Source organism: Sphingomonas flavida, from assembly GCF_036663655.1.
Lineage (GTDB): Bacteria > Pseudomonadota > Alphaproteobacteria > Sphingomonadales > Sphingomonadaceae > Sphingomonas.
Window position 1 is genome coordinate 1 of sequence record NZ_JAXOJH010000026.1, and the last position, 24148, is coordinate 24148.

At 64.9% G+C, this 24148-nt stretch carries 24 protein-coding genes and 2 pseudogenes; 6 read left to right on the forward strand and 20 right to left on the reverse strand.

Features of this window, described 5'->3' with window-relative positions; all coding sequences use genetic code 11:
• Positions 1-93: 93 nt before the first annotated feature.
• The gene (locus tag U1703_RS17780) at positions 94-1371 is read left to right on the forward strand and encodes a tyrosine-type recombinase/integrase (RefSeq protein WP_332786789.1); all 1278 of its coding nucleotides are present in this window, start codon (positions 94-96) and stop codon (positions 1369-1371) included.
• Positions 1372-1375: 4 nt separating this feature from the next.
• On the opposite strand, the gene U1703_RS17785 is transcribed toward U1703_RS17780, so the two are convergent.
• From U1703_RS17785 to U1703_RS17845, 13 genes and pseudogenes are all read right to left on the reverse strand, one after another.
• Positions 1376-1888, reverse strand: a complete 513-nt coding sequence (locus tag U1703_RS17785) for a Ros/MucR family transcriptional regulator (RefSeq protein WP_332786790.1) — start codon at positions 1886-1888, stop codon at positions 1376-1378.
• Between the two features lie 193 nt (positions 1889-2081).
• Positions 2082-2666 (reverse strand): cell wall hydrolase, encoded by a 585-nt coding sequence (locus U1703_RS17790; protein ID WP_332786791.1) that lies wholly within the window; start codon positions 2664-2666, stop codon positions 2082-2084.
• Positions 2667-2982: 316 nt separating this feature from the next.
• A pseudogene (locus U1703_RS17795) lies at positions 2983-3234 on the reverse strand (IS481 family transposase); the annotation flags it as partial.
• Positions 3235-3388: 154 nt separating this feature from the next.
• The gene (locus U1703_RS17800) at positions 3389-3886 is read right to left on the reverse strand and encodes a DUF6796 family protein (protein ID WP_332786810.1); all 498 of its coding nucleotides are present in this window, start codon (positions 3884-3886) and stop codon (positions 3389-3391) included.
• Positions 3887-4108, reverse strand: a complete 222-nt coding sequence (locus U1703_RS17805) for a hypothetical protein (protein WP_332786792.1) — start codon at positions 4106-4108, stop codon at positions 3887-3889.
• A gap of 9 nt (positions 4109-4117) precedes the next feature.
• A complete protein-coding gene (locus U1703_RS17810; protein WP_332786793.1) occupies positions 4118-5716 on the reverse strand; it encodes a PepSY-associated TM helix domain-containing protein in 1599 nt (532 codons plus the stop codon).
• 6 nt (positions 5717-5722) lie between these two features.
• Positions 5723-6019 (reverse strand): hypothetical protein, encoded by a 297-nt coding sequence (locus tag U1703_RS17815; RefSeq protein ID WP_332786794.1) that lies wholly within the window; start codon positions 6017-6019, stop codon positions 5723-5725.
• Positions 6016-6177 (reverse strand): hypothetical protein, encoded by a 162-nt coding sequence (locus tag U1703_RS17820; RefSeq protein WP_332786795.1) that lies wholly within the window; start codon positions 6175-6177, stop codon positions 6016-6018. Before U1703_RS17820 ends, U1703_RS17815 begins: the two co-directional genes overlap by 4 nt.
• A gap of 110 nt (positions 6178-6287) precedes the next feature.
• Entirely contained in the window at positions 6288-7106 is an 819-nt protein-coding gene (locus tag U1703_RS17825) for an alpha/beta hydrolase (RefSeq protein ID WP_332786796.1), read from the reverse strand.
• 2 nt (positions 7107-7108) lie between these two features.
• Entirely contained in the window at positions 7109-9271 is a 2163-nt protein-coding gene (locus tag U1703_RS17830; RefSeq protein WP_332786797.1) for a TonB-dependent siderophore receptor, read from the reverse strand.
• Between the two features lie 362 nt (positions 9272-9633).
• A complete protein-coding gene (locus U1703_RS17835; RefSeq protein WP_332786798.1) occupies positions 9634-9846 on the reverse strand; it encodes a helix-turn-helix transcriptional regulator in 213 nt (70 codons plus the stop codon).
• A gap of 626 nt (positions 9847-10472) precedes the next feature.
• A complete protein-coding gene (locus tag U1703_RS17840) occupies positions 10473-10688 on the reverse strand; it encodes a conjugal transfer protein TraD (protein ID WP_332786799.1) in 216 nt (71 codons plus the stop codon).
• A gap of 16 nt (positions 10689-10704) precedes the next feature.
• Positions 10705-11202 (reverse strand): conjugal transfer protein TraD, encoded by a 498-nt coding sequence (locus tag U1703_RS17845; protein ID WP_443025844.1) that lies wholly within the window; start codon positions 11200-11202, stop codon positions 10705-10707.
• On the opposite strand from U1703_RS17845, the pseudogene mobQ reads away from it, so the two are divergent.
• Positions 11201-11743, forward strand: a pseudogene (mobQ, locus tag U1703_RS17850) (MobQ family relaxase); the annotation flags it as partial. The gene U1703_RS17845 and the pseudogene mobQ sit on opposite strands and share 2 nt — an antisense overlap.
• 245 nt (positions 11744-11988) lie before the next feature.
• Here mobQ and budC read toward each other — a convergent pair.
• The 5 genes from budC to U1703_RS17875 all read right to left on the reverse strand — a co-directional run bounded on the left by budC (position 11989) and on the right by U1703_RS17875 (position 18155).
• A complete protein-coding gene (budC, locus tag U1703_RS17855) occupies positions 11989-12750 on the reverse strand; it encodes a meso-2,3-butanediol dehydrogenase (RefSeq protein WP_332786800.1) in 762 nt (253 codons plus the stop codon).
• An 81-nt stretch (positions 12751-12831) separates the two neighbouring features.
• Positions 12832-13917: a catalase family protein gene (locus U1703_RS17860; protein ID WP_332786801.1), complete on the reverse strand. Its 1086-nt coding sequence runs from the start codon at positions 13915-13917 to the stop codon at positions 12832-12834.
• Between the two features lie 11 nt (positions 13918-13928).
• Complete coding sequence (locus U1703_RS17865) at positions 13929-15959, reverse strand: L-dopachrome tautomerase-related protein (protein WP_332786802.1); 2031 nt, start codon at positions 15957-15959, stop codon at positions 13929-13931.
• A gap of 170 nt (positions 15960-16129) precedes the next feature.
• On the reverse strand, positions 16130-17212 hold the full coding sequence (locus tag U1703_RS17870) for a catalase family protein (RefSeq protein WP_332786803.1): 1083 nt from the start codon (positions 17210-17212) through the stop codon (positions 16130-16132).
• A 55-nt stretch (positions 17213-17267) separates the two neighbouring features.
• Positions 17268-18155, reverse strand: coding sequence for an alpha/beta hydrolase (locus U1703_RS17875; protein WP_332786804.1), 888 nt, complete (start codon positions 18153-18155; stop codon positions 17268-17270).
• A gap of 73 nt (positions 18156-18228) precedes the next feature.
• Between U1703_RS17875 and U1703_RS17880 the strand changes: the two genes are divergently transcribed.
• On the forward strand, positions 18229-18444 hold the full coding sequence (locus U1703_RS17880) for a hypothetical protein (protein WP_332786805.1): 216 nt from the start codon (positions 18229-18231) through the stop codon (positions 18442-18444).
• Between the two features lie 32 nt (positions 18445-18476).
• Positions 18477-19235: a Crp/Fnr family transcriptional regulator gene (locus U1703_RS17885; RefSeq protein ID WP_332786806.1), complete on the forward strand. Its 759-nt coding sequence runs from the start codon at positions 18477-18479 to the stop codon at positions 19233-19235.
• Between the two features lie 228 nt (positions 19236-19463).
• Here U1703_RS17885 and U1703_RS17890 read toward each other — a convergent pair whose 3' ends face one another.
• Positions 19464-20360, reverse strand: a complete 897-nt coding sequence (locus U1703_RS17890) for an AraC family transcriptional regulator (protein ID WP_332786807.1) — start codon at positions 20358-20360, stop codon at positions 19464-19466.
• Between the two features lie 148 nt (positions 20361-20508).
• Between U1703_RS17890 and U1703_RS17895 the strand changes: the two genes are divergently transcribed.
• Entirely contained in the window at positions 20509-21234 is a 726-nt protein-coding gene (locus U1703_RS17895) for an SDR family oxidoreductase (protein WP_332786812.1), read from the forward strand.
• A 270-nt stretch (positions 21235-21504) separates the two neighbouring features.
• Positions 21505-22614: an alkene reductase gene (locus U1703_RS17900; RefSeq protein WP_332786808.1), complete on the forward strand. Its 1110-nt coding sequence runs from the start codon at positions 21505-21507 to the stop codon at positions 22612-22614.
• A 597-nt stretch (positions 22615-23211) separates the two neighbouring features.
• On the opposite strand, the gene U1703_RS17905 is transcribed toward U1703_RS17900, so the two are convergent.
• Positions 23212-24148, reverse strand: a 937-nt coding sequence (locus U1703_RS17905) for an IS91 family transposase (protein ID WP_332786809.1), incomplete at its 5' end; no start/stop codon positions are given.

Here is a 24148-nt window from a genome sequence, read left to right on the forward strand (position 1 = left end):
TCGTGCTCACGCAGCACGCCTATGATCTGATCCTCGGTAAAACGGCCTCGCCGCATCGCTCGTCTCCATCTGACGAGCTAACTTACCAATGGCATGATTTCCGGGGAGCAGGTCACCCTCAAGGAGCTCGAAGTCCGCTACGCCACCAAGCGGGCAAAAGACTATAAACTCACCGATGGCGAAGGCCTCTACCTTCTCGTCCGTCCCAACGGCTCCAAGCTGTGGCGGATGAAGTACCGCTATGGCGGAAAGGAAAAGCTCTTGAGCTTTGGCGCCTATCCGGCGGTCTCACTCGCCGAGGCGCGGTTGCGCCGCGCCAAGGCCCGCGTGGTGCTGGGCGAGGGGGGTGATCCGGGCGCCGGCAACAAGCCCAGGACCCAGATGACCTTTGAGGAAGCGGCGCGCAAATGGCATGGCCACCGCCTCGACGCGCTTGATGCCGGGCATGCCACCCGGCTGTTGACCCGGCTCGAGCGCGATGCCTTTCCGGTGCTCGGCAAGCTTGGGTTGTCCGTCATCACGCCGACCGATGTGCTGGCGATGGTACGGCGGGTCGAGGCGCGCGGCGCGCTCGACGTCAGCCGGCGTTTGAAGCAGCATGTCAGCCAGGTCTACCGTTTTGCCATCGCCCATGACTGGGCCGAGCGTGATCCGGCCGAGCATCTCGGCCAACTGCTCAAGCCCAAACCGCGCACCCGGCATATGCCGCGTATTGGCCGCAGCGAGCTGCCTGCGCTGATCCGGGCGATTGACGGCTATGATGGCGAGGATACGCCGCGGCGTCGCGCGGTGACCCGGGCGGCGCTGCTGTTCACGCTGCTGACCTGGGCGCGGACCAATGAGACGCGTCATGCCCGTTGGGAGGAGTTCGACGATCTCGACGGGCCTGCGCCGCTCTGGCGGGTGCCGGCCGAGCGCATGAAGATGGCGCGCGAGCATGTCGTGCCGCTGGCACCCGCGGTTGTCGCGCTGCTCAGGGAGGTGCAGGTCTATAGCTCGGCGGACTATGTCTTTGTCGGTGAGAAGCCCGACCAGCCCATCTCGCAGAACACGATGATCTATGCCTGCTACCGGATGGGCTATCGTGGCCGCCAGACCGTGCATGGTTTTCGCGGGCTGGCCTCGACCTGGGCCAATGAGGCCGAATGTTATCAGCCCGACTGGATCGAGATGGCGCTCGCCCATGTCGAGCGCGATGAGGTGAGGGGGGCCTATAACGCCGCGCTTTATCTTTCCCCGCGCCGGCGCATGCTCGAGGACTGGGCCCGGTTCATCCAGAGCCATCTGAACGCGGCACCGGCGGCCGATGAGGCCTTGGCCGCAGCCAAAAGTGGCGGGCAGGGCCGGCTGGTTGAAGCCAGCCCTGCCTGACCGGTTATTCGCCCGACAGATGCGCCGCCGCGGCGCTCTTGGCCGCCTTCACGCCCTTCGGCTTGGCGGTCGTTGCCACCTTGGCACCCGGCTTGCGGCCAAGGCCGATCTTCTTGGCCATCGCCCGGCGGCTCTCCGAATAGCTCTCGGCGACCATCGGATAGTCGGCCTTGAGGTTATAGCGCTCGCGATATTGCTCGGGCGTCAGGCCGTTGGTCGCGAGGTGGCGGCGCAGCGTCTTGTAGGGCTTGCCGTCGATCATCGAGATGATGTGGTCCTTCGAGGCCAGCGACTTCCGCACCGACACCGCAGGCGTGTATTCGGTGGTGTCTACGGCATCCGTTGCCGCCGCCTCGCCGCCGCCGGCCAGCTTCAGGATGGCGCTGTGCATGCTGCCCAGAAAGGTCGGGACCTGCTCGGCGTCGATGCGCGTGTTGGGATTGCCCAGCCAGGCAATGGTCAGTTCGGTGGCGAGTTCGACCGCATGCGCGGGATCGGTGATGGTTTCGTCAGCCATGGTTAATCCAGATGGGAGTGGCAGGAGTGTTAAACGCTGCGCGGTTCCGGAGAACCGTAAACGGCCATGTCACAGCAACGGTCTTGCAGCAGCAATAACGACGCGGCGTCAAGCAGTGATTTCTTTCGATAGACGGCAGATGTGTTTCATCACGTCCCCACGTAAAATGATGGCACAGAAATAGCCAAGCCGCTCAGAGGCGTACGTAGAAGAGGTGGGTGTCGACCTTTGCCACCTTGGTCATTGTGTCGCGCCAATACGGCACCATCCAGTCGGCATGATAGTGCGTGGCGCGGCCAACATCGGTGAAGACGTGGCCGGCAAGCGCTTCGCTTGCCACGCGTCGCGCCGCGGACCAGCCCAAATGTTTCGTGCGCCGCTTGATCGAGCCATCGCAGGTAAACGAGAATTGGCAGCCCGTGGTCCGGTCGAAACCTTGGTAGACGACGCCGCAAATGGTGCGCGGAAAGCCAGGGGCTCGCGCGTGGTTGAGAATGACCTGAATGACGGCGCGCTGGCCCCGCGGGTCATCACCCACTTCATAGAGGGCTGAGGTGGCCAGGCAGTCGACGGCTTGTGCGCGTTCGGCGGGGCCGCCACGAAAGCGATAGGGCGCTGTGCGGACACGCGCAGCAGCAACGACGGGAACCCTGGCGTTCGAGGCGCGGGCCTGCGCCATCGTCATCCTCCCGGGCGGCTTCGTCTCCGGAGCAACGCCGACCTTATCTAGAAGGCCAGCAGCGATTGCGATGGCTGCCACGACGAAGAGCAGCAGCAACCAGCGCTCCGCGGCAACGTCGCGCCGTACCGGGCGGCTCCTGGAGGCATATGGGGTTCGTCGGGATGCCATCACCGACATGCTAGCGCAGCGCGCGGTGCAAGGCAGCGTCGATCGCGCTCGCTGCGCTTGATAACGTACCCAGGCTTCGGCGGGAGCGAACGCTGGCAGAGGAACGAACTTGACCCATTCCACCAAGCCGCTGCACGGCAGTGGTGTTAACGGTGAGATAGTGAGGCAGCTTTCGACCAAAATGTGTCGTTCGCGTTCACCCCGGCGAACGTCTGGTCTCAACGGTAGCTGCCGTTCGCACTGATTAGGTGTTCAGGCCCGGCATCTGATGGATCGGGTTGACTATGTACCGGTCCGGCTCTGACGTCCAGATTTTGCGATGTGCTCGTGGGGCGTGAGGCCGCTGAGCGTCTTCAGCCACGGGCGAAGCATAGGCGGCGATGAAGTCGGCGAGGTGCGTCCGCAGCTGGTCATGGCTGCCGTGGTGGAAGCGCTTGACGGTCGCCTCCTTGATCATCCGGTTCATCCGCTCGAACTGGCCGTTGGTCCACGGGTGGTTCGGTTTGGTGACCTACAAGGAGCGACGCTCCGCCGCACTAACTGAGTGGAAGTCGCTCGTCAGCTGAGCGGCGACATCATAGACCGAGCTGCGGCGACCCGAGATCCGTCCGCCTTTGTTTGACAGTTCCCTCAGTAGCGATCCTCTTTCATCATCGCGCAACAGTCCTGCCGCCATTCCACAGCAGGACCGTCGACAGGGCATAGACGATGAAGAACCCGACATTGAGGACGGCGGCGAAGACCCATGGCCCGACCGGGGGCGGTAACGCCGCGCCGATAGCGGCGAGCAGCAGCGGCGCGACCGGGTTGAGGATCACCGCTGACCAGCGGGGATAACGGGTCCGGCGAGCCAGGATCGTCGCACATAGCAGTGCCATGCCGAGTCCAAGCGGGATCACCGCCAGAAACCATGCGGTCGATTGCATCCAGCTGAACTGCGCACCCAGTGTCAGCAGCGCTGGATGGGCAGCGGCGGGAAGCGTCGGGATCGTCTTGTACACCATGGCGGGGTAGTAAAAGGACGCATGGCCGAGCGGCGACCAGGCATTGGCGCAGAAGAGCAGCAAGAACGCGGCGAAGGGCAGGATGCCTCCGGCCGGTTTCACGCCTTGATACAGATGCCAGCTCCCGGCCAGATATAGCGGGATCTACAGGTTGGCGATCATCGCCCCCGCGGCGAGCCTTGGCTCGTCGAATGGCAGCATCCACGCCAGCGCCTTGAACGGAATGCGGTCGGCATAGTCGCGCAACAACAGCGGGAATTGATCGGGTGACGCCGTGCCGCCCACTAGCAGGACATCGCCGATCGCCCAGCAGATCGCACCAAGAATGCCAGCAATCCCGGCGGCCCGGATCGCAAAAAGATTCATGTCGCGCTCCTATATCGTTGCGGTGGCAGGATCGGCCCAGACGCTGTCGCGCGGCCCTGCCACGGACCGCCGCCAGGCGGCGCGCGCCATCATGGCGAAACCGCTCGCGCCGAGAATCGCGACCAGGTCGACCAGTCGGCTCGCGCCGGCATGGCTCCAGCCTTGGGCCAGCACAGGCGACAGTAGCGTGGTAAGCGGAATGGCGGCGGTCGCCGCCGCAGCTAGCCACAGCAACTCCGACCCGCTGCGCGCCGCACCGCGTACCAAGGCCCATATAACGGCGGCGACAAACACCAGATGATAGATGCGGCTATGCCATGCGGCGAGATCGCCCTCGTCAGCGGGAAGCCATTTGGCGGCAGCGATCGTCAGCGAGATGCCGGCGATACAGCCCAGCGGCACGCCTACCGTCAGGCTCCCCAAAACGCGGGTGGCGCGGGTCTGCGTCACTGCACCCGCCTTGCGCTCCTTGCGGCGGCGGCTCTCGATCCAGAGAAGATTGCCCGAGTAGAACAGGAACGCACCGGCCAGACCCAGCAGGAAATAGGACCAGCGCACGGGCGCGCCACCGAAGCTGCCGAAATGCAGCGTGAAGAACGATGTCACCGCCGCGAACCACGGCCCCTGACGCCCCGGCATATAGTCCGCCCCGGTTATCGCGCCGGTGCGGGTGTCGATCTCCGCCCGACCATAGGTCGGCGCACCCATCCCATAGCGGGGATCGACCCCGGTGATGTCGCCGTGCGCGCCGTTCTTGGCATCGTAACGATAAGTGATCGAGCGGAGCGCGAAGCCGGGCGCCTGCGTCTCGATGCGTCGCTGCAGTTCGGCGGGCGACAGCGTGCCGTGCACCGCTTCGAACGCTGGCGGCTTCGGTGGACCGGGCGGTGGCGGCGCTCGCCGCTCGACCTTGGCCGCACCGACCTGATGCACCGCGCCCTGAGCCTCGTAGATTTGGTCGTGAAAGGCGAAGATGACGGCGGTAATCGCCATCACGATGTGGAACGGCAGGCTGAACAACCCGAGCAGATTGTGCAGGTCGAGCCACATCCGCTTGACGTTCTTGCCGAAGCGCAGCGCGAACAGGTCCTTCACCAGACTGGGCAGCAGACAGATGACGCCGGAGATGATCGCCACGGCGTAAAGCAGCGCAATCACGCCCATGACCGGCATTGCCGCGCTGCGACCGAGCGGGAGACCGACCTTCTGGTGGAGTACATCGACGAACTCCGCGACAGGCGACGCGTCCTGCCGCACCACTTGCACCGTCCCATCGGGCGCCAGCGCGGCGAGGAAGGTCGGGCCGGGCGCGCGGCGGTTGCCGGTGGTCCAGCTCAGCCGCGCGGGCTCATCGGGCCCGGTTTCGAAATGCACCGTATAGGCCGCGCGCGCGTCGGGCCGCGCGCGCAACACTTTTTCGATCAACTCGGGCGTGCGATCGAGCGCCGGCGGGGTTGAGATGTTGGTCGGCGCGGACGCCCAGCGGTTCAGCGGCTCGGCGAACATCGTGATCGCCCCCGCATAGAAGGCGATGAACAGCGCCAGCCCCGCGATGATCCCGACCCAGCTATGCACGTCCTTATAGGTCTTTATGACTTCGGTCCGCATCGGCGATCATCCGAGAAGAAGGCGAGTGGCGACGTAGAGCGCCCAGGCGAACAAATTGGCGAACGCGAGCCAGCCCCATGCCCGCGCGCCGCTGCGGAACAGGAAACAGAGGCCGAGGATCGCGCACCAGATCGGTGACGCCAGCCACATGGCAAGCTGTCGCTGCGCGCTGAAGACATCATCGTCGGTCGCGCATAGCGCCGCGAAGGTGCAGGTCAGCGCCATGGTCAGGGTGAAGCCGAGAATGGTTGCGGCGGAGGCCTTGCCGAGCCAGTCGCGACTGGTGAGCGGCGCGCGGCTCATCGCACCGCCTCCCGCCGGAACCGCCACCAGCGGACGATGGCGGGCACGATGCTCCACACCAGCATTGTGCCGGTCGCCCAGGTGAAGACGGCGGTCGCCGGTCCTTCTATCGTCAGCAGCAGGACCAGCGCGATCAGCAGGAGCAGCGCGCCGGCCATCCGATAAGGACGTCTGTCGACATGGTGACGTACCAACGCCTGATGCGGGGTACCGACATAGAGGCTCAATGCCCCACCGACCGTCGCAAACGCCGCGCACCACGCCACGATCATCGTTCCACTCCCGAGAAGGCGAAGCGGATCGCCGGAGCCATCGCCGCCAACATGGTCGTCCCGTGCGACTGACCCGGCAGTGACAGGAAATGCACCCGGCCAAGGTTCTCACCGCCGTCAAGCGATCGGGCCAGTTCAGCCGGAGAGGCGGCGGCTCCGTCGCCTTCGGCGATCAGTATCCGGGGCGATCTCCTGGCGACCGCGGCCTCGTGCGCGATCAGACCATCACCGAACCACAGCGACGGACTGACCGCGACGACGCCACCGAACATCGCCGGTCGCGTCAGTGCCACATGGAGAGCGAGCAGACCGCCGAAACTATGCCCGAGCAACGTCTCCCGCGAGCGATCGACCCGCCAGCGCTGCCGGACTAGCGGCTTCACCTGCCGCTCGACGAAGTCGAGAAACGCTTCGGCCCCGCCCGTCGCCATGCCGCTGGCAGGCCGGTTCGCAGGGATCGTCCAGCCCGGCGTGGCGGGCGTATAGTCGCGGGTGCGGCGCGGCAAAGGCCCGGCCGCGATCCCGACGACGATGCCCTCGGAGATGCCCGTCCGCGCGCCGGCGCGCGCCAGCCGACGGGCAGTGAGTGACGCGATCGCGAAATTGTCCTCGCCGTCCAGTACATACAGGACCGGGTAGCCAGCGGGCGGTGGAGGTCCCTCCGGCCAGGCGATCATGACGCGATAGGCCTCGCCGTTTTCGGCATGGACGACCTGCTCGACGCTGTTCGACAGCGTGTAGGGCGTCGCCGCCAAAGGCTCTTTCGTGACCGGCGCACCGGGCGCCCCCAACGCGAGCATGATGGCCGCGAACATGCTCACCACCGGTATTGCAGTCGCAGGTTCAACGTCCGTCCCGAACCATAATAGCAGGATGACGCCGACGAACAGAGCGCGACATAGCGATGATTGGTCAGGTTGCGTGCATTGACCGACAGGATGATGCCGCTGGCAAAGGCCTTGCGCAGGAACAGGTCGTACAAGGTGTAGCTGGGTACACGATACGCATTGGCGGTGTCGCCATACGAAACGCCGACATAGCGCACCCCGCCGCCTAGTCCGACGCCGCCCAGCGGACCGTCCTCGGCAAAGCGATAGTCGGCGAACAGTGATCCCATCCATTCGGGCACCTGAGTCAGCCGGTTGCCCTGCTGCCCCGGCGCGGCGCGCGTGATCTCGCTATCCATATAGGTGCCGGTCGCGATCATGCTGAGCCCGCCTATCAGCGTCGCCTTGCCCTCCAGCTCGATCCCCCGGATGCGGCCCTGTCCGGTCTGGACCTGGCAGATCGTTCCCGCGCAGACATGGCTTTCGTCCGGGTCGGGACTGGCGAGGTTGTTCTGGGTGAGCTGGTATAGCGCGGCGGTGAGCAGCGCGTTGCTGCCGCGCGGCTGGTATTTGACGCCGACCTCATATTGCTCGCCGGTCGTCGGCTTGAACGGCGTGCCGTCGAAATACTGGCCGGTGGTCGGCTGGAACGAGGTGGAATAGCTGGCATAGGGCGCAAGGCCGCTTGGCGAGACCCAGGTCGCGCCCGCCCGCCATGTCAGTTTGTCCGCCTTGGTCAGCGTCACCGGATCGGTGCTGCCGGTCGCCAGTTCGTTGACCTGATGGTTCTTCGCCCAGTCATAGCGCGCACCCAGAGTGACATGAAGCTGGCCAAGCGTGATCTGGTCCTGGCCATAGGCGCCGACCTGCTCCAGTCGTGCATTCAGATGGACTTGCGGCGCAAGCGTCTGCAGCACTCTCCCGATGCCCTGCGACACGGGGTTGAAGATGTCGGGCATCGGCGGAACGTTCGTCGACAGGTCGCGCAGGTGCCGCCATTCGGTATCGAGCATGTCGACGCCGACCAGCACACGGTGCTCCAGCGCGCCAGTGTCGATGCGACCTTCGAGCCGCGTATCCAGGCCATAGCCATCGGAATGGCCGATGCCCTGTACCGCGCGACGATTGATCGTCTGCCCGTTGGCGAGCGTTCCCCCGCGCAGCACGGTTCCCCGGAACAGCGTCTCCACGCGGGTGTAGCGGCCATTCTGTCGCAGCTCGAGCCGACCGGAAAAGGCATGGCGCAATTCGTATCCGAGCAGATACTCGTTGCGATCATAGGTGTTGAATTGCGGCTCGCCCAGGAACGCGTCGAGGCGGATATGGCGGCCGCCCGCGCCCGGTTGCTGCGATCCGACATAGGGAAGGAACTGGAAAGTCGATCCGCCCTCGTCGCGCTGATACTGGCCCATGAGCGTGATGCTGGTGGCGGCATCGGGCACCCAGGAGAGGCTGGGCGCAATGTAGTAGCGCCCGGTCTTGATCGCATCGATCTGGGCATCGCCGTAGCGCGCGAGGCCGACGAGCCGCGCCCGGATCGTGCCGTCGGCGGTGATCGGCCCCGACACGTCCGCCGCGCCCTGATACTGCCATTTGCCCAGGTCCGTGAATCCAGCCCCCTGCAGCATGATCTCCCCGCGCGGCTGCGCCGTCGGGCGCTTCGTCACCAGATTGACGATGCCGCCGGGCGCCACCTGCCCGAACAGCACCGCCGACGGGCCTTTCAGCACCTCGATCTGCTGAAGCGCAAAAGGATCGAAGGCGGTTCGCGTCCATTGCCCACCGGCAGGCAGGCGAATGCCGTCGAGGAACAGATTGTCGCTGAAGCTTCCCGCAGCAAAGCCGCGTACCGAAAAGCTGTCGGCGCGGCTGTCGATGCCGTCCTGCTCGGCCTGGACGCCGGCGGTATAGGCGAGCGCCTCGGTCACGCTGTGGACCGCGCGGACATCCAGTTCCTCGCGCGTGATGACCGAGATCGACTGTGGCACCTCGATCAGCCGCGTGGCGGTCTTCGTGCCCGACGTCGCCTGGGTCTGTCCCGTCGCGGTCACGACGATATCCGTATCGCGCAACGCGTCGCCGTTATTCTCCTGCGCCGCCACCGGCGAAGCCGCCGACGACAGCAGCAATCCAAGGCCCCAATGTATCTTCATAGGTCTCCCGCCCCTGTCTCCGCCGTCCCCGACGGTGCCTTTCCTGAAAGATTTCGAGGGGCGTCTAATAGCGAAAGATAATGCGAGTCAATCGCACCTGATAAGCAACTGCGATGACAGGGAAGTCTGATACAGCGCCCGCCTTGCTGAATCGCGACGCGACCGCCATTGCTTGACGGCTGCCTTGTGTCCGTTCCCTGCCGGAAGCCGTCCTCCGCCGCCGAGCGCACGAATGACGACTTTGTCCCACATCACGCCAGTTGGGGTAACAAAGCATCTTCGCGGTACAAGCGTCTCGGGGCGGCAGATTTTAGGTAATTTCTGAAACCAAGTTGGAACGCTGCGATGGTTCGCAAATGCGCTTATCCGGCGAAATGATCATCAACATGGTAGAACATAGGGTTGCGCAGCCAATCGTCGATCGCCGATGCCCGCCAGCCCACGCAGCGGGTGCTGAGCCGGATGTTCTTCGGAAAGGTGCCGTTGGCCATCTTGCGGTAGAGGGTGGATCGGCAAAGCCCGGTCTGGTCGAGGACGGCCTTCAAACGCAGGATGCGGTCGGGGTTGGTGGACATGACATCACCTCGCGGTTCTTGGGAAGGGAGCCGCCAAGGTCCTGCTTTTGCATGATTAGTAGTAGGGCTTCGCTGAGGTCCTGACGGCACTGTCGAGGGACATTCAGACAGTAGAGCGATGCCGTCTCCTGCGATGTCGCAGGACCGGGCTCTACGCCGCTGGCGCGGCGCCGAGCCGTGCCGTCTCGGCCCATGCGGGTTGCGATCCCTGACGGGTGACGGTGCGGCCTCCGCACCGTCAGCGGACAGCGCGGGGTGCCCCCACGCTGGCGTGACGCGCCGGGCGCGTCTGGCGAGGGTGGGCGTCACGGCCCTGTAGTCCCGCCGTGGCGTGCTGCAACCGGCTGCGCCGGTCCTCCACGTACGTTTCGGCCCCTTGGGTGCAGCCCGCCTCGTATTGGCGGGACTGTCGGTCCGCTCCTGCCGCCCACCCCCGCCATTCCGGCCGGGCTGCGGTGGTTTTGAAGGAGTGAGGACCATGTCGAGGACCATCGACCAACGTCAGACCCTCTATGCCGAAGTGACGGCCCGTGGCCGAACTCGAATGGCTCGCCGAGCGCGTCGAGCTGCTCCAGCAGATCGTCAGGCAAGCCTGCGAGAAGCGGCTCGCGCAAGCCTGACATTCGTCAGCCCGCGCTCGCGCCGTCGGCAAAGGCGCGGCGTCCGCGCCGCGTCCAGATCAGCCGGTAGCGATCGCTGTCCTCGCCGCGCAGCTTGCTCGCCACGTCGATGAGTGCGCCGTAAATCAGTGCGCGGTCATCGTCGGTCAGATCGATGAGGCCGGCCTTGGCAATCAGACCGCCGAGCTCGATCAACTGACGGGTGCGCTCGCGCCGTTTCACCTGCCAATTGCGCGTGTCATGCCGCGCCCGGCGCAGCTGGAGCCGGGCGCGGAGGACCGCTGTCCGTTGCAGGGCAGCTGTAATTACGGCGAGTGCCTCGGCGTGCGCCGGATTTCGCGCGAAAGAACGCCGCTCCGCGCACGCGCTGCGCCTCCTTCACACTTGCGTCTGTCGCCTCCACAGCCAGCAGCAACGCCCCCGCCAATTGTTCGATCGGGATAGCATCGGCGCCGGTTGCAATCACGAGTTCGCCCAGCTGCCCGCGCTTGCGGGCCTTCAGCTGCCTGGCCTTGTCATCGACCACCTTGAGCTCGGCGTCATAGTCGCGGGGTTTGCGCATGCGATCATCCTTCCGTTGTGGGATAAGGATGATCCAGTTATCGTGGCGTTCGATCAGCTGCAATGCGCCGGGATAACTTGGGACGAACGCGTCCCGAGATAGATGAAATCTTCGAAGGGCGCGCTTATACGTCGTGCCGACGTCGCTTGTTTGGTGTAAATGGATTGCCGCCATGGCGATATACCATTTCTCCGCCAAGATCATCTCGCGCGCCAGCGGCTCCTCGACGCTGGCGGCCGCCGCCTATCGCTCGGCCTCGCGGCTGCACGATCAGCGGCTCGATCGTCACCACGACTTCTCCAACAAGGCCGGCGTCGTCCATTCCGAAGTGCTGCTGCCCGATGGTGCGCCCGAGGCTTGGCGCGAGCGGGAAGCGCTGTGGAATGCGGTCGAAGCCGTCGAGGTCAGGAAGGACGCGCAGCTTGCCCGCGAGGTCGAGTTCGCCATCCCGCGTGAGCTCGACCAGGCGGAAGGCATTCGCCTCGCCCGCGACTTCGTCGAACGGGAGTTCGTCGCGCGCGGCATGGCAGCCGATCTCAACGTGCATTGGGATGTGGGTGCAGACGGCGAACCCAAGCCCCATGCTCATGTCATGCTGGCCCTGCGCGAGGTGAACGAGGAGGGCTTTGGCAAGAAGAACCGCGACTGGAACCGCACCGATCTGCTCGAGACCTGGCGCGAGCGCTGGGCTGGCCATGTGAATGCCCGGCTATCAGGGACGCAAGAAGCCGATGTCCGCTTCTGACTTTTGGCAGACAGGGAGCTGCCGGTCAGCACTCGGCCCACTCCCTGCCGTCGCGAATAAGCTGAACCGAATGGCAGTCAACGACCGGCATTGGGTCAAATTTACTGCAATCTAAGCTCTGTCGGCTTGAGAAAATTGATCCGTCATGAATTTGGCGTCGGCGACATGGTCAAATCTGGAATAGTGGGCGGGCGTAAGGGCCCGCCCACTATTCATCATGACAGCGGCGGTTGCCCGTTTGACGCGGTCAGGCCGCCATCGACCGGCAGATTCACGCCCGTCACATAGTGTGCGTCCTCGCTTGCGAGGAATGCGATTGCGCCTGCAATGTCGGCGGGCTCGGCACCGCGGCCCAATGGGATGCGCTCTTCAAACTTGGCGATCAGCTCAGGCTGTTCCTTCATGCCAGCAGTGAGCGCCGTGTAGGTGAGCGACGGGTTGACCGCGTTGACGCGGACGCCGTGCTTCGCTTCGTCCATCGCCAGGGCACGGGTGAAGTTGCTTACCGCCCCCTTCGCCGCGCAGTAGAAGCTGTGGTTCCAGTCGCCGCCTAGCCCCGACACCGATGAGACGTTGACGATGGAGCCCTTGGATTGCCGCAGGTGCGCGATCGCCGCGCGGCTCATGTGAACGACGCCGTACAGATCGGTTTCGATCACCTTGGTGAACTCGGCGAAGTCACCCTCGTCGACCTTGCCCAGATGATCGACGCCGGCGTCGTTGACCAGCACGTCTATCCGACCGAAGCGATCGATCGCAGCTTGGACGAGCGCGTCGCATGCCGCGAGGTCCGACACGTCGGTCTCGCGGGTTTCAAGTGTGACATGCAATTCGCCCGCCAGCTTGTCGAGCGCGCCCCTGTCGATGTCGCCCAGCACCAGCGTCGCGCCTTCTTCAGCAAAGCGGCGCGCGGCGCCCTCACCAATGCCTGAGGCGGCACCCGTGATGACGATGACCTTGTTGGAAAAGCGCGCCATTATGCGTTCTCCGCCTGAGCGTCGTAGTTGCCTTCTAGTTTCATGATTGTCCTCTCACTATCGTCAGCACTGGCGTTCAGCTCAGGCTGGTATGTCCTGGATGTTCGCGGTGTTGGCGGCGGCGATGCCGTTCTCACGGTGACGGAAGTCGCTGAGCGCCTGGTAGACCTGCATGCGCGCGCGCATCACGCCGCCCAGCGGGCGATGGACCTCAAGGCTATGGGCCGGGCGGAACGTCATCACCTCGTCGAAGTAGCGGACGCGGTCGGGACCATAGGCCGACTGCCGCGGTAGTCGGATCGTCGCGACGGTGCGATATGGGCTTTCGCTTGTCGGCCAATCGACGGAGGTGTCCTCGATCGGCTGCGTCTCGGCATCGGTCCATAGCTGCGCCCGAAGCTCGAACACCGCATCCTTGCCCTCGAAGTACTCGACCGCGGCATGGCGGAAGCCATCCTCATCCTGATGCGGGTCGAGCTGCCAATCGGCGAGCGCCCGTTGCTCGGCTGCGACGGGGAAAGCCCCGATCTTGGCAACATGATCCCCGAAGCGCACCGGGCACTGGCTGAAATATTCCTCGACCAGCGGGTGGCTGAAGGGGTGGCCATAAAAGTCCAGCGTCGGGCTCGGACCCGCACCGACGGCGTTCAGCACCTTGTTGATGTTGCGGGCGACGGAGGCGGCCGCACTCTTCACCCCTTCGGGCATGGGCACCGTCAGCCCAATCTTCTTGGCTTGCGACAGGAAGCCCGCGGCGGTCCCCGCCGGGAAGGTCGTACCACCGGCGAGGACGAAGTCCTGCGTTGGCGCGTCATGGCCGGGCAGCTTCGTGCCCTCGACACCGAACACCTTGATCGACATGCCGCGATGGGTCGAGACGCGGTCGCCGAGCTTCTCACCGGGTCCTTGCGCAAAACGGACGGCGACATCGAACGTGCCTGGCTCCGCGAAGAGGCCCTGTGCGAGCTCGGGCGGCAATTCAGGCGCAACGATGAGCTTGCCGATCACACAGGCCGTGCTCTTGGCATGGCTCGCCCGTACCGCATGCCCGTCGCGCTTCTCCACGGTCTGGCTCTCCTGGGTCATGCCCTGGATGATGCCGTCGATGCTCTCCTGTTCGTCGGACTCCGGTGTTTCGATGTCGGGCGAATAGTGCAGATAGGTCATGGGATGTCCGATCACTTGGCGGGCGCGAAGGAGAACAGCTGCGTCTTGATCGACGGCGGTGCGCCGGGCGTGAACCAGTTGGTGTCCTGGATATGGCTGGCGGTGACGTACATCGTCCCGTCGCGCCCTTCGGAGAAGGTGTCGGGCCAGCGCAGGCGGCGGTCGGTCAGCACCGTCTCGACGGTCGCGCCGTTCAGCCGCTTGATCGCATAGTCGGTCGGCGAGGTCAGGTAGAGGACGCCCGCCTTGCTCATCCACAAGCCGTCGGCAACGTGGGTCTGCGCGACCGTCTTCACCGCTGCCGCCCGGTCGGCCTCGCTGACATCCGACCGCAGCCTGGCGGTGTCGATCGAATACAGCGTCTTGCCGGTCAGCGCCTGATAGTAGAGCGTCTTGCCGTCCTTGGAGATCGCGATGCCATCGGCGGCGAAGGCAGGCTGGCGGCCATCGGGGCGGACGAGCGGCTTGCCGTCGAGCGTGACCTTCACCGTCTTGTCGATCTGCGTCGAGGGGTGCCCGTCAAGCGCACGGTGGCTCTTGCCGCTCTCCAGGTCGACCACGATGATCGCGCCCCGCGTGCCGCTGTCGGTGATGTAGCCGGTCTTGCCGTCGGGCGAGAAGCGGATGTCGTTGAGGTAGGTGCCCTGCAACGCCACGTCGCCGGGAACCGGGATCGTCTTCGTCACCCTGTTCGACGCCAGATCGATGCGGACGAGTTTCGGGGCGCCTTCAAGGATCTTCTCGTTGCCCGGCGCACCGGGATCCAGCACCCAGAGGTTGCCATGGCCATCGGGGACGATCGACTGCACGCAGACGAAATAGTCGCCGACCGGCAGTTCGTTGGCACGGGCATTGCGCCAGCTGTTCCACTTGGCGTCGGGATAGGGACGCAAGCTGCCGTCCTTCATCACCTCGGCAACCGAGATGGGCGCGTCGTCGGTCCAGCGGGGGAAATTGACGAAGCGCCGGCCATCCTCGGTCACCGCAACGCCAGTCGCCTGATGATCGAATTGCGCCACCTGGGTCAGCTGCGCGCTGCGCCCCTGAGCGTGGGCAACGCCGGCTGCAGCAGCGGCAACCAGGCCGATGGCGGCGATTCCGGCGGCATAAGGTGCGGCTTTTTTCATGGTCAGGCTCCTGTCGATCGTATCGGTGAACGCGGCGGGGTCGCCGGCGAAGAGGGAAAGGAGGTGGCGCACCACCGCATGCGGGTTCTCGCGCTGCGGGAAATGGCCGACCCCGGTCATGGTGATGCGCGCGAACGGCCCGGCGAATTTCGCTTGCACGTGCTGCGCGGTCGAGGGCGGATTCACGCCGTCGGCATCGCCGTGGATGTAGAGCGTCGGCAGAGACAACGTCTTGGTCGCCTTGACCTTGTCCTCCAGCCAGGCGCTTCGTGGATCAGGTTCCGCTTCGCCCCAGCGCGCGCGATAGCTGTGAAGCGTCACGTCGACCCAGTCGGGATTGTCGAACGACCGGGCGACACGGTCGAACATCGCCTCGTCGAACCATCCGGGTGGCGACCAGTTGACCCAATGCAGATGGGTGAACCCGCGCCGGTCTGCGCGCACAGCCTCCGCCCCACGCGCGGTGGCCATGAACCAGTGATACCATTGCCGCTGGGTCTGTTCGAACGGCGGCGTCGGCATGCCGCCGAGCCGGGGCGGGGTCGACAGCATCGCCATCCGCTGCACCCGATCGGGCCACCCGACGGCCAGGGCCTCGGCCGCGTTCGATCCCCAATCGTGCCCTGCGACCATGAAGCGGTCAATTCCGAGCGCGTCGAGCAGCGCGATCATGTCGATCGCAAGCATCGCACTGTTGCCGGTCCGCGGGGTATCGTTGTCGAGGAAGCGTGTGGCGCCGAACCCACGCAATGTCGGGACGATGACGCGCAACCCTTCCACGGCCAGAACGGGTGCCACCTGATCCCACGTCGACGCGTCATCCGGCCAGCCATGGATGAGGAGCAGCGGCTGCCCCTCTTCCGCGCCGTAAAGCGAAACCTCCATGTTGAGGTCGCCAGTGGTAATCATCGGCATTCGTCAGCCTCCTGGCGGTGCGACCTTTTGCGTGCGGTGGTGGACTCTGCCGTTCTATCAATGCTTTGGATGCGCCGACAGGACCACGGCCAGAACGGCCAGCGCACCGTTAATCTCCACGCCGACCTGCCAACGTTGAGTGTCCAAGGATCGCACGTCACCTTCGCCGGTCAGGCACGACCGCCAGCAGGCTCGTGGTAGGGGCAGCCGTTCACGCGAGCCCGGAAATCGGCGGAGCGTCGGTAGGTCTCGTTGCGGGCGCGGTTGATATTCCCAAGCGGCCGGTGTGCGGCAAGCCCGGTCCAGATCGAGAAGCGCATCGCCTCGTTGATCTGCTGGACCTTGTCCTCGCTCAGGCTGTCCTGTTTGGCTGCTCGGATGGTCGCCACGGTCCGGAAGGGGGCATCGTCCTGCTTCCATTCGACGGTTGGATCTTCGACCGGTTGCTCCTCGAGATCGCGGCAGAGTTGGACCCGGACCTCCCATTCCATCTCCAGCACCTGAGCCTCCGATCGGATGACGTCGCGCAGCGCGTCAGGGCGGGTGCTGGCATCGATCGTCGTGCCGGTCTGATCGGTGAGGTCCTTCGACACGGGGAAGACCGCGAACTTGGCGATGTAGTCGCCGTAGCGGAACGGCGTGACGCTGAAATAGGTCTCGCCGAGCGGCTCGGAGTTGGGTGCGCCGCCAAGCGTCTGCACCTTCGGGCTCTCGATACCGACTGCGCTCAGCACGGTGTTCACGCCGCGCAGCACCTTTGACATCGCCTCCTTGGTGCCCTCGAGCTTGTCGGTGGTGCCGGCCAGGAGCTTGAGGTTGCCCAGGAACTGGTCGGCGGTCTTGTTCTGGAAGACCGGGCCGTTGACCATGACGAAGTCCTGCGTCCGTCCATCGGCACCAGGCAGGCGTTCGCCCTCGACGTCCATCACCTTCAACGCCAGGCCGCGCGGCAGGCTGACGGTATCCGGCAGGATGTCGCCCGCGTTGGTGGAGAAGCGCATGACGACCTTGTGCTCGCCCGGGGTGGCGAACAGGCCTTGGGCCAACTCGGGGGGAAGGCCGTCATGGACAGTCAGCGTCCCCTCGAGGAAGCCGTGCGCCTTGGCGTGGACCGAACGGACCGCATGACCGTAATCCTCCGCCGTCGTCTCGAGGATCTTGTCGAACGTCTCGTTGAGCTTCGTGATCGTCTCGGCTTCGTCGGGTTTCACATCCTCGGCGTCGGGAGAATAAAGGACGGGGGTTTGGGTCATGGTCGGTGGTCCTCTCCAGCAAGGAGGCGGCGGCTCGGTGCCGCCGCCGTCACGTTCAGCGGCGGGCTGCAGGCGCTTCGAACGCCGTCTTCAGCCGTGCGACTGCGAGATCGTTCGCCTGCCTGGCGCCGTTCACGACCTTGGCCATGCCAAAGAACTCATGCGTCACGCCGGGGAACGTCTTCTGCTCGACCTTGTCACCGGCCGCCCGCATCGCCGCCGCCAGGGTCTCGCCATCCGAGCGCAGCGGATCGATCTGCGCGTTGATGATCGTCGTCGGCGGCAGACCACGCAGGTTCGCCGCGACTAGGTTCAGGCGCGGATCCTGCGCATCCGCCTTGCTCGTCTGGTAGTAATAGCCGAACCACGGCAGCATCGCGGCATTGAGCGGCTTCGCGTTCGCCGAATCCTTCCGCGACGGCAGCGTCATGCTGCTGTTCGCGATCGGATAGACCGACACGATATGCCGCGGCACCGTCAGGCCATTGTCGCGCGCGTAGATCGCGGTCGCGATCGCAAGGTTGCCGCCGGCGCTCTCGCCGACCGTCGCGATCCGCGCAGGGTCGCCGCCCCAGCTCGCCGCATTCTGCAGCGTCCAGCGATAGGCAGCGGCCGCATCGTCATGCTGCGCCGGGAACTTGAACTCGGGCGCATGGCGGTATTCGACCGAAACGACGATCGCGTTGAGCGCCTTGGCCATGGCACGCGGCGCAGCATCGTAGGTGTCGACGTCGGCGATGACCCAGCCGCCGCCGTGATAGTAGACGATGACCGGCATGGGCTTGCCATCGGCGGGCGCACCGGCCGGCTTATAGATGCGCGCGAATTGCTTGGGGTCGCTGCCGTACGGCAGGTCCTGCGTCGTGACCGAAGGATCAGGCGCGGTCGACATGCCCTTCTTCTGCATCGCCGCCTTGGCGCCATCTGCGGCCGACGGCTGCATGCGAGCTTCCGCAGGCGTGAGAGTCTCGATTGGCTTGCCACCGAGCGTTGCGAGCGCGTCCAGGACCGACTGCATGTCGGGTGCGGCCTTCGGAGGCTGCACGGATGTCGCGGGCGGCGGCGGCGGAGGTGGGGCCGTGATCGAGCGTGCCGACTGGGCCAGAGCTGGAACGCCTGCGATCGCGGTCGACGCGGCGATCAGTATTGAAACGCTTCTACGCAAAAATCCCTCCTGTCACTATCCGTTTCCCAACCATTGGGCGCGCTTCAGCGTTTCGGTACGAAAGTAGACGCAAGCATTTGGACGGCGAGGTTCGGGACTATGGGCGGCGGCATGGATGATCGGGCTTCGACGGCGGATGGTGCGCACAGGCCAGATGCACTGCCATGTGAGGCGAATGCGCTGTTGCGTCTTTTGGACGACGCCGACCGCGCCACCCTTGCGCCGCATCTGGAACTGGTGCCGTTTCGCAACGGCGACTTGATCGCGCGCGCCGGCGATGCGGCAGACAGCATCTGCTTCCCGTTGACCGGGATCGCTGCGATACTCGACTCGCTCGAGGGCGACCGCCGCTATGCAGTCGCGCTGGTCGGAAGCGAGGGGTTCATTGGCTGGCAGTTGCTGCTCGGCAACGAGCGCTGGTCGCATGACGTGGTGATGAGGGCTGAACACGGCACGGCGATGCGGTTGTCGGCTGCGGCGTTGCACGGGATACTGGCCGAACGTCCCGCGATCCGAACCGTCCTGCTCCGTTTCGTCGACGTGGTCATGACCCAGATGTCCAGGACGATCGTCTCGTCGCTTGCACACTCGATCGAACGGCGGATGGCGCGATGGATCCTGCTCTACCACGACCGCGTGCGAGAGAACGACATCTACATGACGCATGAGGAGTTCAGGCTCATGCTCGGCGTCCGTCGCAGCAGCGTGACCGACGCACTCCACAAGCTCGAAGAGGATGAGGCTGTCCGCTCCGTGCGCGGACGCGTGATCGTGCGTGATCGGGAGCGGCTGCTGCGGCTCGCTGGTGACACCTATGGGTTCGCTGAGGCGGAATACCGACGCTTACTCAGCCTCTGATCCTATAGATTTGTGGACGATGGCGCCTGGGGCGACCTCAGTGGCTGCTTGCACAGTCCTCATCGCCAGCGGTTCGTCCTTAGAATTGGATGAGCAGTAGCGATTGAGATGAACGAATGACCGCAGCTGGGGAGCGATAAATATGTCGCGAACGGCCGGGATTGGATCGTCTTGCCAGCCTCAGCCGATCCCAGTAGTCCGCAGCACCGGTCGCCACCCAGGCCATCGTCACAGCGCCATGGCGGCTGCTGGCGCAGCGTGGAGCCGTTCGATGTCGGCACGTGGAGGCGCACCGAATAGTCGCCTGTATTCGCGGCTGAATTGCGATGGGCTCTCATAGCCGACAGCAAAGCCTGCCGTGCTCGCCGTGGCACCCTCGGACAGCATCAGGCGTCTGGCCTCCTGCAACCGCAGCTGCTTCTGATATTCCAGCGGCGTCATGCCGGTGATCGCCTTGAAGTGTGCGTGAAGAGAGGAGGAACTCATCCCGGCCTCGGTTGCGACGTCGTCGATGCGGATCGGCGCATCGAAACGGCGGCGGATGGCGGCGATCGCGCGGCTGACCTGATTGAGATGGCTGCCAGCGGTCGCAACGTGACGAAGCATCGGACCGTGCGGTCCGGTGAGCAGACGATAGAGGATCTCGCGCTCGATCAGCGGCGCTAACGCGCGGATCGTGTCGGGTCGGTCGAGCAGCCCGACCAGCCGGCATGCCGCGTCAATCAGGTCGGGATCGCCGGGGTAGACGCCGAGCACCGGCAAATCCGTACGGGCCACCCCGCCGCCTTCGCTCGCCATGAGATCGGCCAGCATCGCGGCATCGAGATCGATCTTGCAGCAGAGATAGGGTCGCTCGGGACTTGCATCGAGCACATGGCCGACCAACGGCAAGTCGACCGAGACCAAGAGGTAATGAGCCGCATCATAGACGACGCTGTGCTCGCCGATTGACACCCGTTTCGCCCCCTGGGCTATTATGCAAAGGGAGGCCTCGTAGACGGCAGGCGTGGGGGTGCTCGGCGCGTCGGCTCGGATCAGCGACACATGCGGCATCGGCGTGTTGCAAATGCCTGTGTCCACGACGTGTCGATCGATGAGGGCGGAGAGTTCGGCGATCCGGTCCATGGTGACGATCCTTCCTGACTCGCGCGTCATGGGCAAGCACCCGGCGCTAATTCTGGAGGATCGTGCAAGCCATTCGGGCGATCGCTCTACCGCCCGACACGGGCGATGGACCATCTGCGTCCCGTCACCACAACGGAAGGACCCCATCATGGCAGGAAATATCGACAAGGTCGTCCTCATCACCGGCGCGTCGAGCGGGATTGGCGAGGCAACTGCGCGCGAACTGGCTGAGACCGGCGCCCGGCTGTTCATCGGCGCGCGTCGCGGAGAGCGTCTGAAGGCACTGGCGGAGGAACTGGGCGAGGCCGTCGCCTGGCGCGAACTCGACGTCACCGACGGCGCCGATTTCGACGCGTTCGTGGAGGCCGCTGAAGCGCGCTTCGGACGTGTTGACGTGCTGGTCAACAATGCGGGTGTGATGCCGCTTTCGCCGCTGGCTGCGCTGAAGCGGGACGAATGGAAGCGGATGGTCGACGTCAACATCCACGGCGTCCTTAACGGCATCGCCGCGGTCCTGCCGCGGTTCGTGGCTCAGCGAAGCGGCCATGTCGTCAATGTCGCCTCGGTCGCCGCGCACATGGTGATGCCGACCGCCGCGGTTTATTGCGCCACCAAACATGCCGTACGCGCCATCACTGAAGGGCTGCGGCAGGAGCATGACGAGGTCCGTTCGACGTTAATCACGCCGGGCGTAGTCGCCACCGAACTGGGTCATGATATCACCGATCCTGAGGTTGCGGTGGCCCTGACCGGATGGCGCAAGAAGTCGCTGACGCCGGATGCGATCGCGCGAGCCGTTCGCTATGCCATCGAGCAGCTGGATGGTGTCGACATCAATGAGGTGATCGTTCGCCCGACCGCAGCGGACATGTGAGTGCTTGGGCGTGCCGGTGCCGAAGCGGGGACGCCCAAACGACGGGTTCGTACACATTGACGAGCGCTGAGATCAGGTAGCCAGGAGGGGATCGAAACGACTGGGGTTCGGTCATGATCGCATAGGAGGGCATTGCGACCGTCAACGCGCCACCAGCATCTCTTCCAGATCGGTTCAACCGACCATGAATGCGGCCGAACGCCGGACCGTAACGGCAGCTTGTCCGTTCAGCGTTCCTGATCTTGCACTGCTTGATGGATATCGCCGACCATGCCCGACCATTCCGCATCGCCCATATTGCAGCCCGTCCAGATCGGTGACCTGTCGCTGCGCAACCGCATCGTCATGGCGCCGTTGACGCGCAGCCGTTCGGACGACGACGGGCTTCCGCCCGCTTTCGCCGCAGACTATTACGCACAGCGCGCTGGCGCTGGGATCATAATAAGCGAGGCGACCAACATCTCGCCACAGGCAGTCGGCTATGCGCTGACACCGGGCATCTGGAACGACCAGCAAATCGAGGCATGGCGCCCGATCGTGCAGGCTGTCCATGATCGCGGCGGCGTGATGTTTCTTCAATTGTGGCATACTGGCCGCATCTCACATCCGGACCTACAGGGCGGAGAGCCGCCAGTCGCGCCATCTGCGATCAAGCCGGTCGGACAGGCTTTCACCAAAGAAGGGATGAAGGACCACGTCACGCCGCGCGCGCTCGAAACCGACGAGATTCCTGGCATCGTCGAGGATTATCGCCGCGCCGCCACCAACGCCAAGGCGGCAGGGTTCGATGGAGTCGAAGTCCATTCGGCGAACAACTATCTGCTTGAACAGTTCGTACGCGACAGCACCAACCGGCGAACCGACCGCTATGGCGGGTCAATCGAAAACCGTCTGCGCTTCCCCCTCGAGGTCGTCGACGCGGTCGTCGGCGTTTGGGGCGCAGAGCGTGTCGGCATCCGGTTGTCGCCAGCAACGACAATGCCCGGCGAGACGCCGATCGACAGCACCGTGATGGAAACCTTCGGCACCTATATTGATGCGCTGTCTCAGCGCGGCCTGCTCTATGTCCACGACATCGAGGGCGTGACGCAGCAGACACGTGACGCAGATGGCGTCGACTTTGCTGCGCTGCGCAAGCGCTTTAAAGGGGCTTATATCGCGAACAACCAGTACACGCTCAAGCTGGCCGAGGAGGTTCTTGAGTGTGGCGATGCTGACCTGTTCAGCATGGGGCGGCCCTTCATTGCCAACCCCGATCTCGTTGATCGCCTGCGCACAGGTGCGCCGCTTGCAGAGGCGCCAAAAGAATATTGGTATGGCGGCGGGTCGGTCGGCTATTCGGACTGGCCGACGATGCGCGGAAACCCGGATCGCGGCTGAGCCAGCCCCCCACATCAGAGCCAGCCGTAGGATCGAGCTCATACCGCAGGTTAATCGCGATGAGGACTCCGGGGGTCGGTGAGCGGGGTCGGGGTTGTGGCCACCGTCGGCGCAGGGGCGATCGCAAGTCCAGCCGCCGCGCCGACAGAGCTGCCATTGGCGCTGCTTCTCTAAATTTTTCCTCGGGAAGCTGCCGTGTGGTTCGCCGGGGAAAGCGCATATGACGCACTCCCCGCTTCGGACATTAATGGGGGTCCGAAGTTGGAGCTCCGAAGGTGACACCTGAATGACCGATTTTGTGAAGGAAATCGGGCACCGGCAGGTGTACGATATCCTCCAAAGCATGAAGCCGCGGGCCGCAGGCGATGGCCTATGGGGAAAGCGGTTTTCGGGTGGTCGACCGGTCGCTGTGCTGTCGGGCGGGATGCGCCGTATCGGACCGCGATGCGGCACTCGGGAAGAACCTTGGCCATGGATGTCGGGCAAGACCGGCGGTCTGGGCGCGCGTCGATGTGGCTGGCGATATTGCCGGCGCGAGCGGCCTGAACGCCGGAAGCGCGGTAATCGCGTGGCGGGATGTGTCCGGGCCATGCCAGGTCATGGCGTCGTAGTCCCGGTGGCGCTGGTGCCATGCGGCGGTGCACGGGGTTGTCGCCGGCGTTCGAAGGTCTCGATGACGAGCATGCGCCCGCCGCAGCATGGGCATGGCGGGCGGGCGTCATCGAGTTCGACGGTCTGCGGGGCATCAACTGGCAATGGCGCGACGCCGAGCAGTTCGCGGGCGCGTTCGAGATGTGCCTTGCGGGTGGCGCCGGCGAGCAGGCCGTAGTGGCGGATGCGGTGGAAGCCTTTCGGCAGGACGTGAAGCAGGAAGCGGCGGATGAACTCGGCCGGGCTGAGCGTCATGACCTGCTGCCGGTCGGCGCCTTCGGCCCGGTAGTTCTTGTAGCGGAAGGTGACGCCGGCCTCGTCGAAGCGCAGGAGCCGGCTATTCGAGATCGCCACGCGGTGGGTGTAGCGCGAGAGATAGGCGAGCACCGTCTCGGGGCCGGCGAACGGCGGCTTGGCATAGACCACCCAGCGCTTCTTTCTTACCGGGGCCAGGTGCCGCAGGAAAGTACGCCGGTCGGCGAGATGCGCCATGCCGCCGAAGAAGCCGAGCCGCCCGGCGTCGTACAGCGCCATCAGCCGGGTCAGGAACAGGCGGCGGAACAGCTTGCCGAGGACGCGCACCGGCAGCAGGAACGCCGGCCGTGACGAGATCCAGCGACGGCCGTCCCGCGACATCCCGCCGCCCGGGACAATCATATGGATGTGCGGGTGGTGGGTCATCGCCGAGCCCCAGGTGTGAAGCACGGCGGTGATGCCGATGCGTGCGCCGAGATGCTTCGGGTCGGCGGCGATGGTCGTCATCGTCTCGGACGCCGCCTGGAACAGCAGGCCGTACACGGCCGCCTTGTTCTGGAGTGCGATATCGGCGACCTCGACGGGCAGCGTGAAGACGACGTGGAAGTAGCCGACGGGAAGCAGGTCG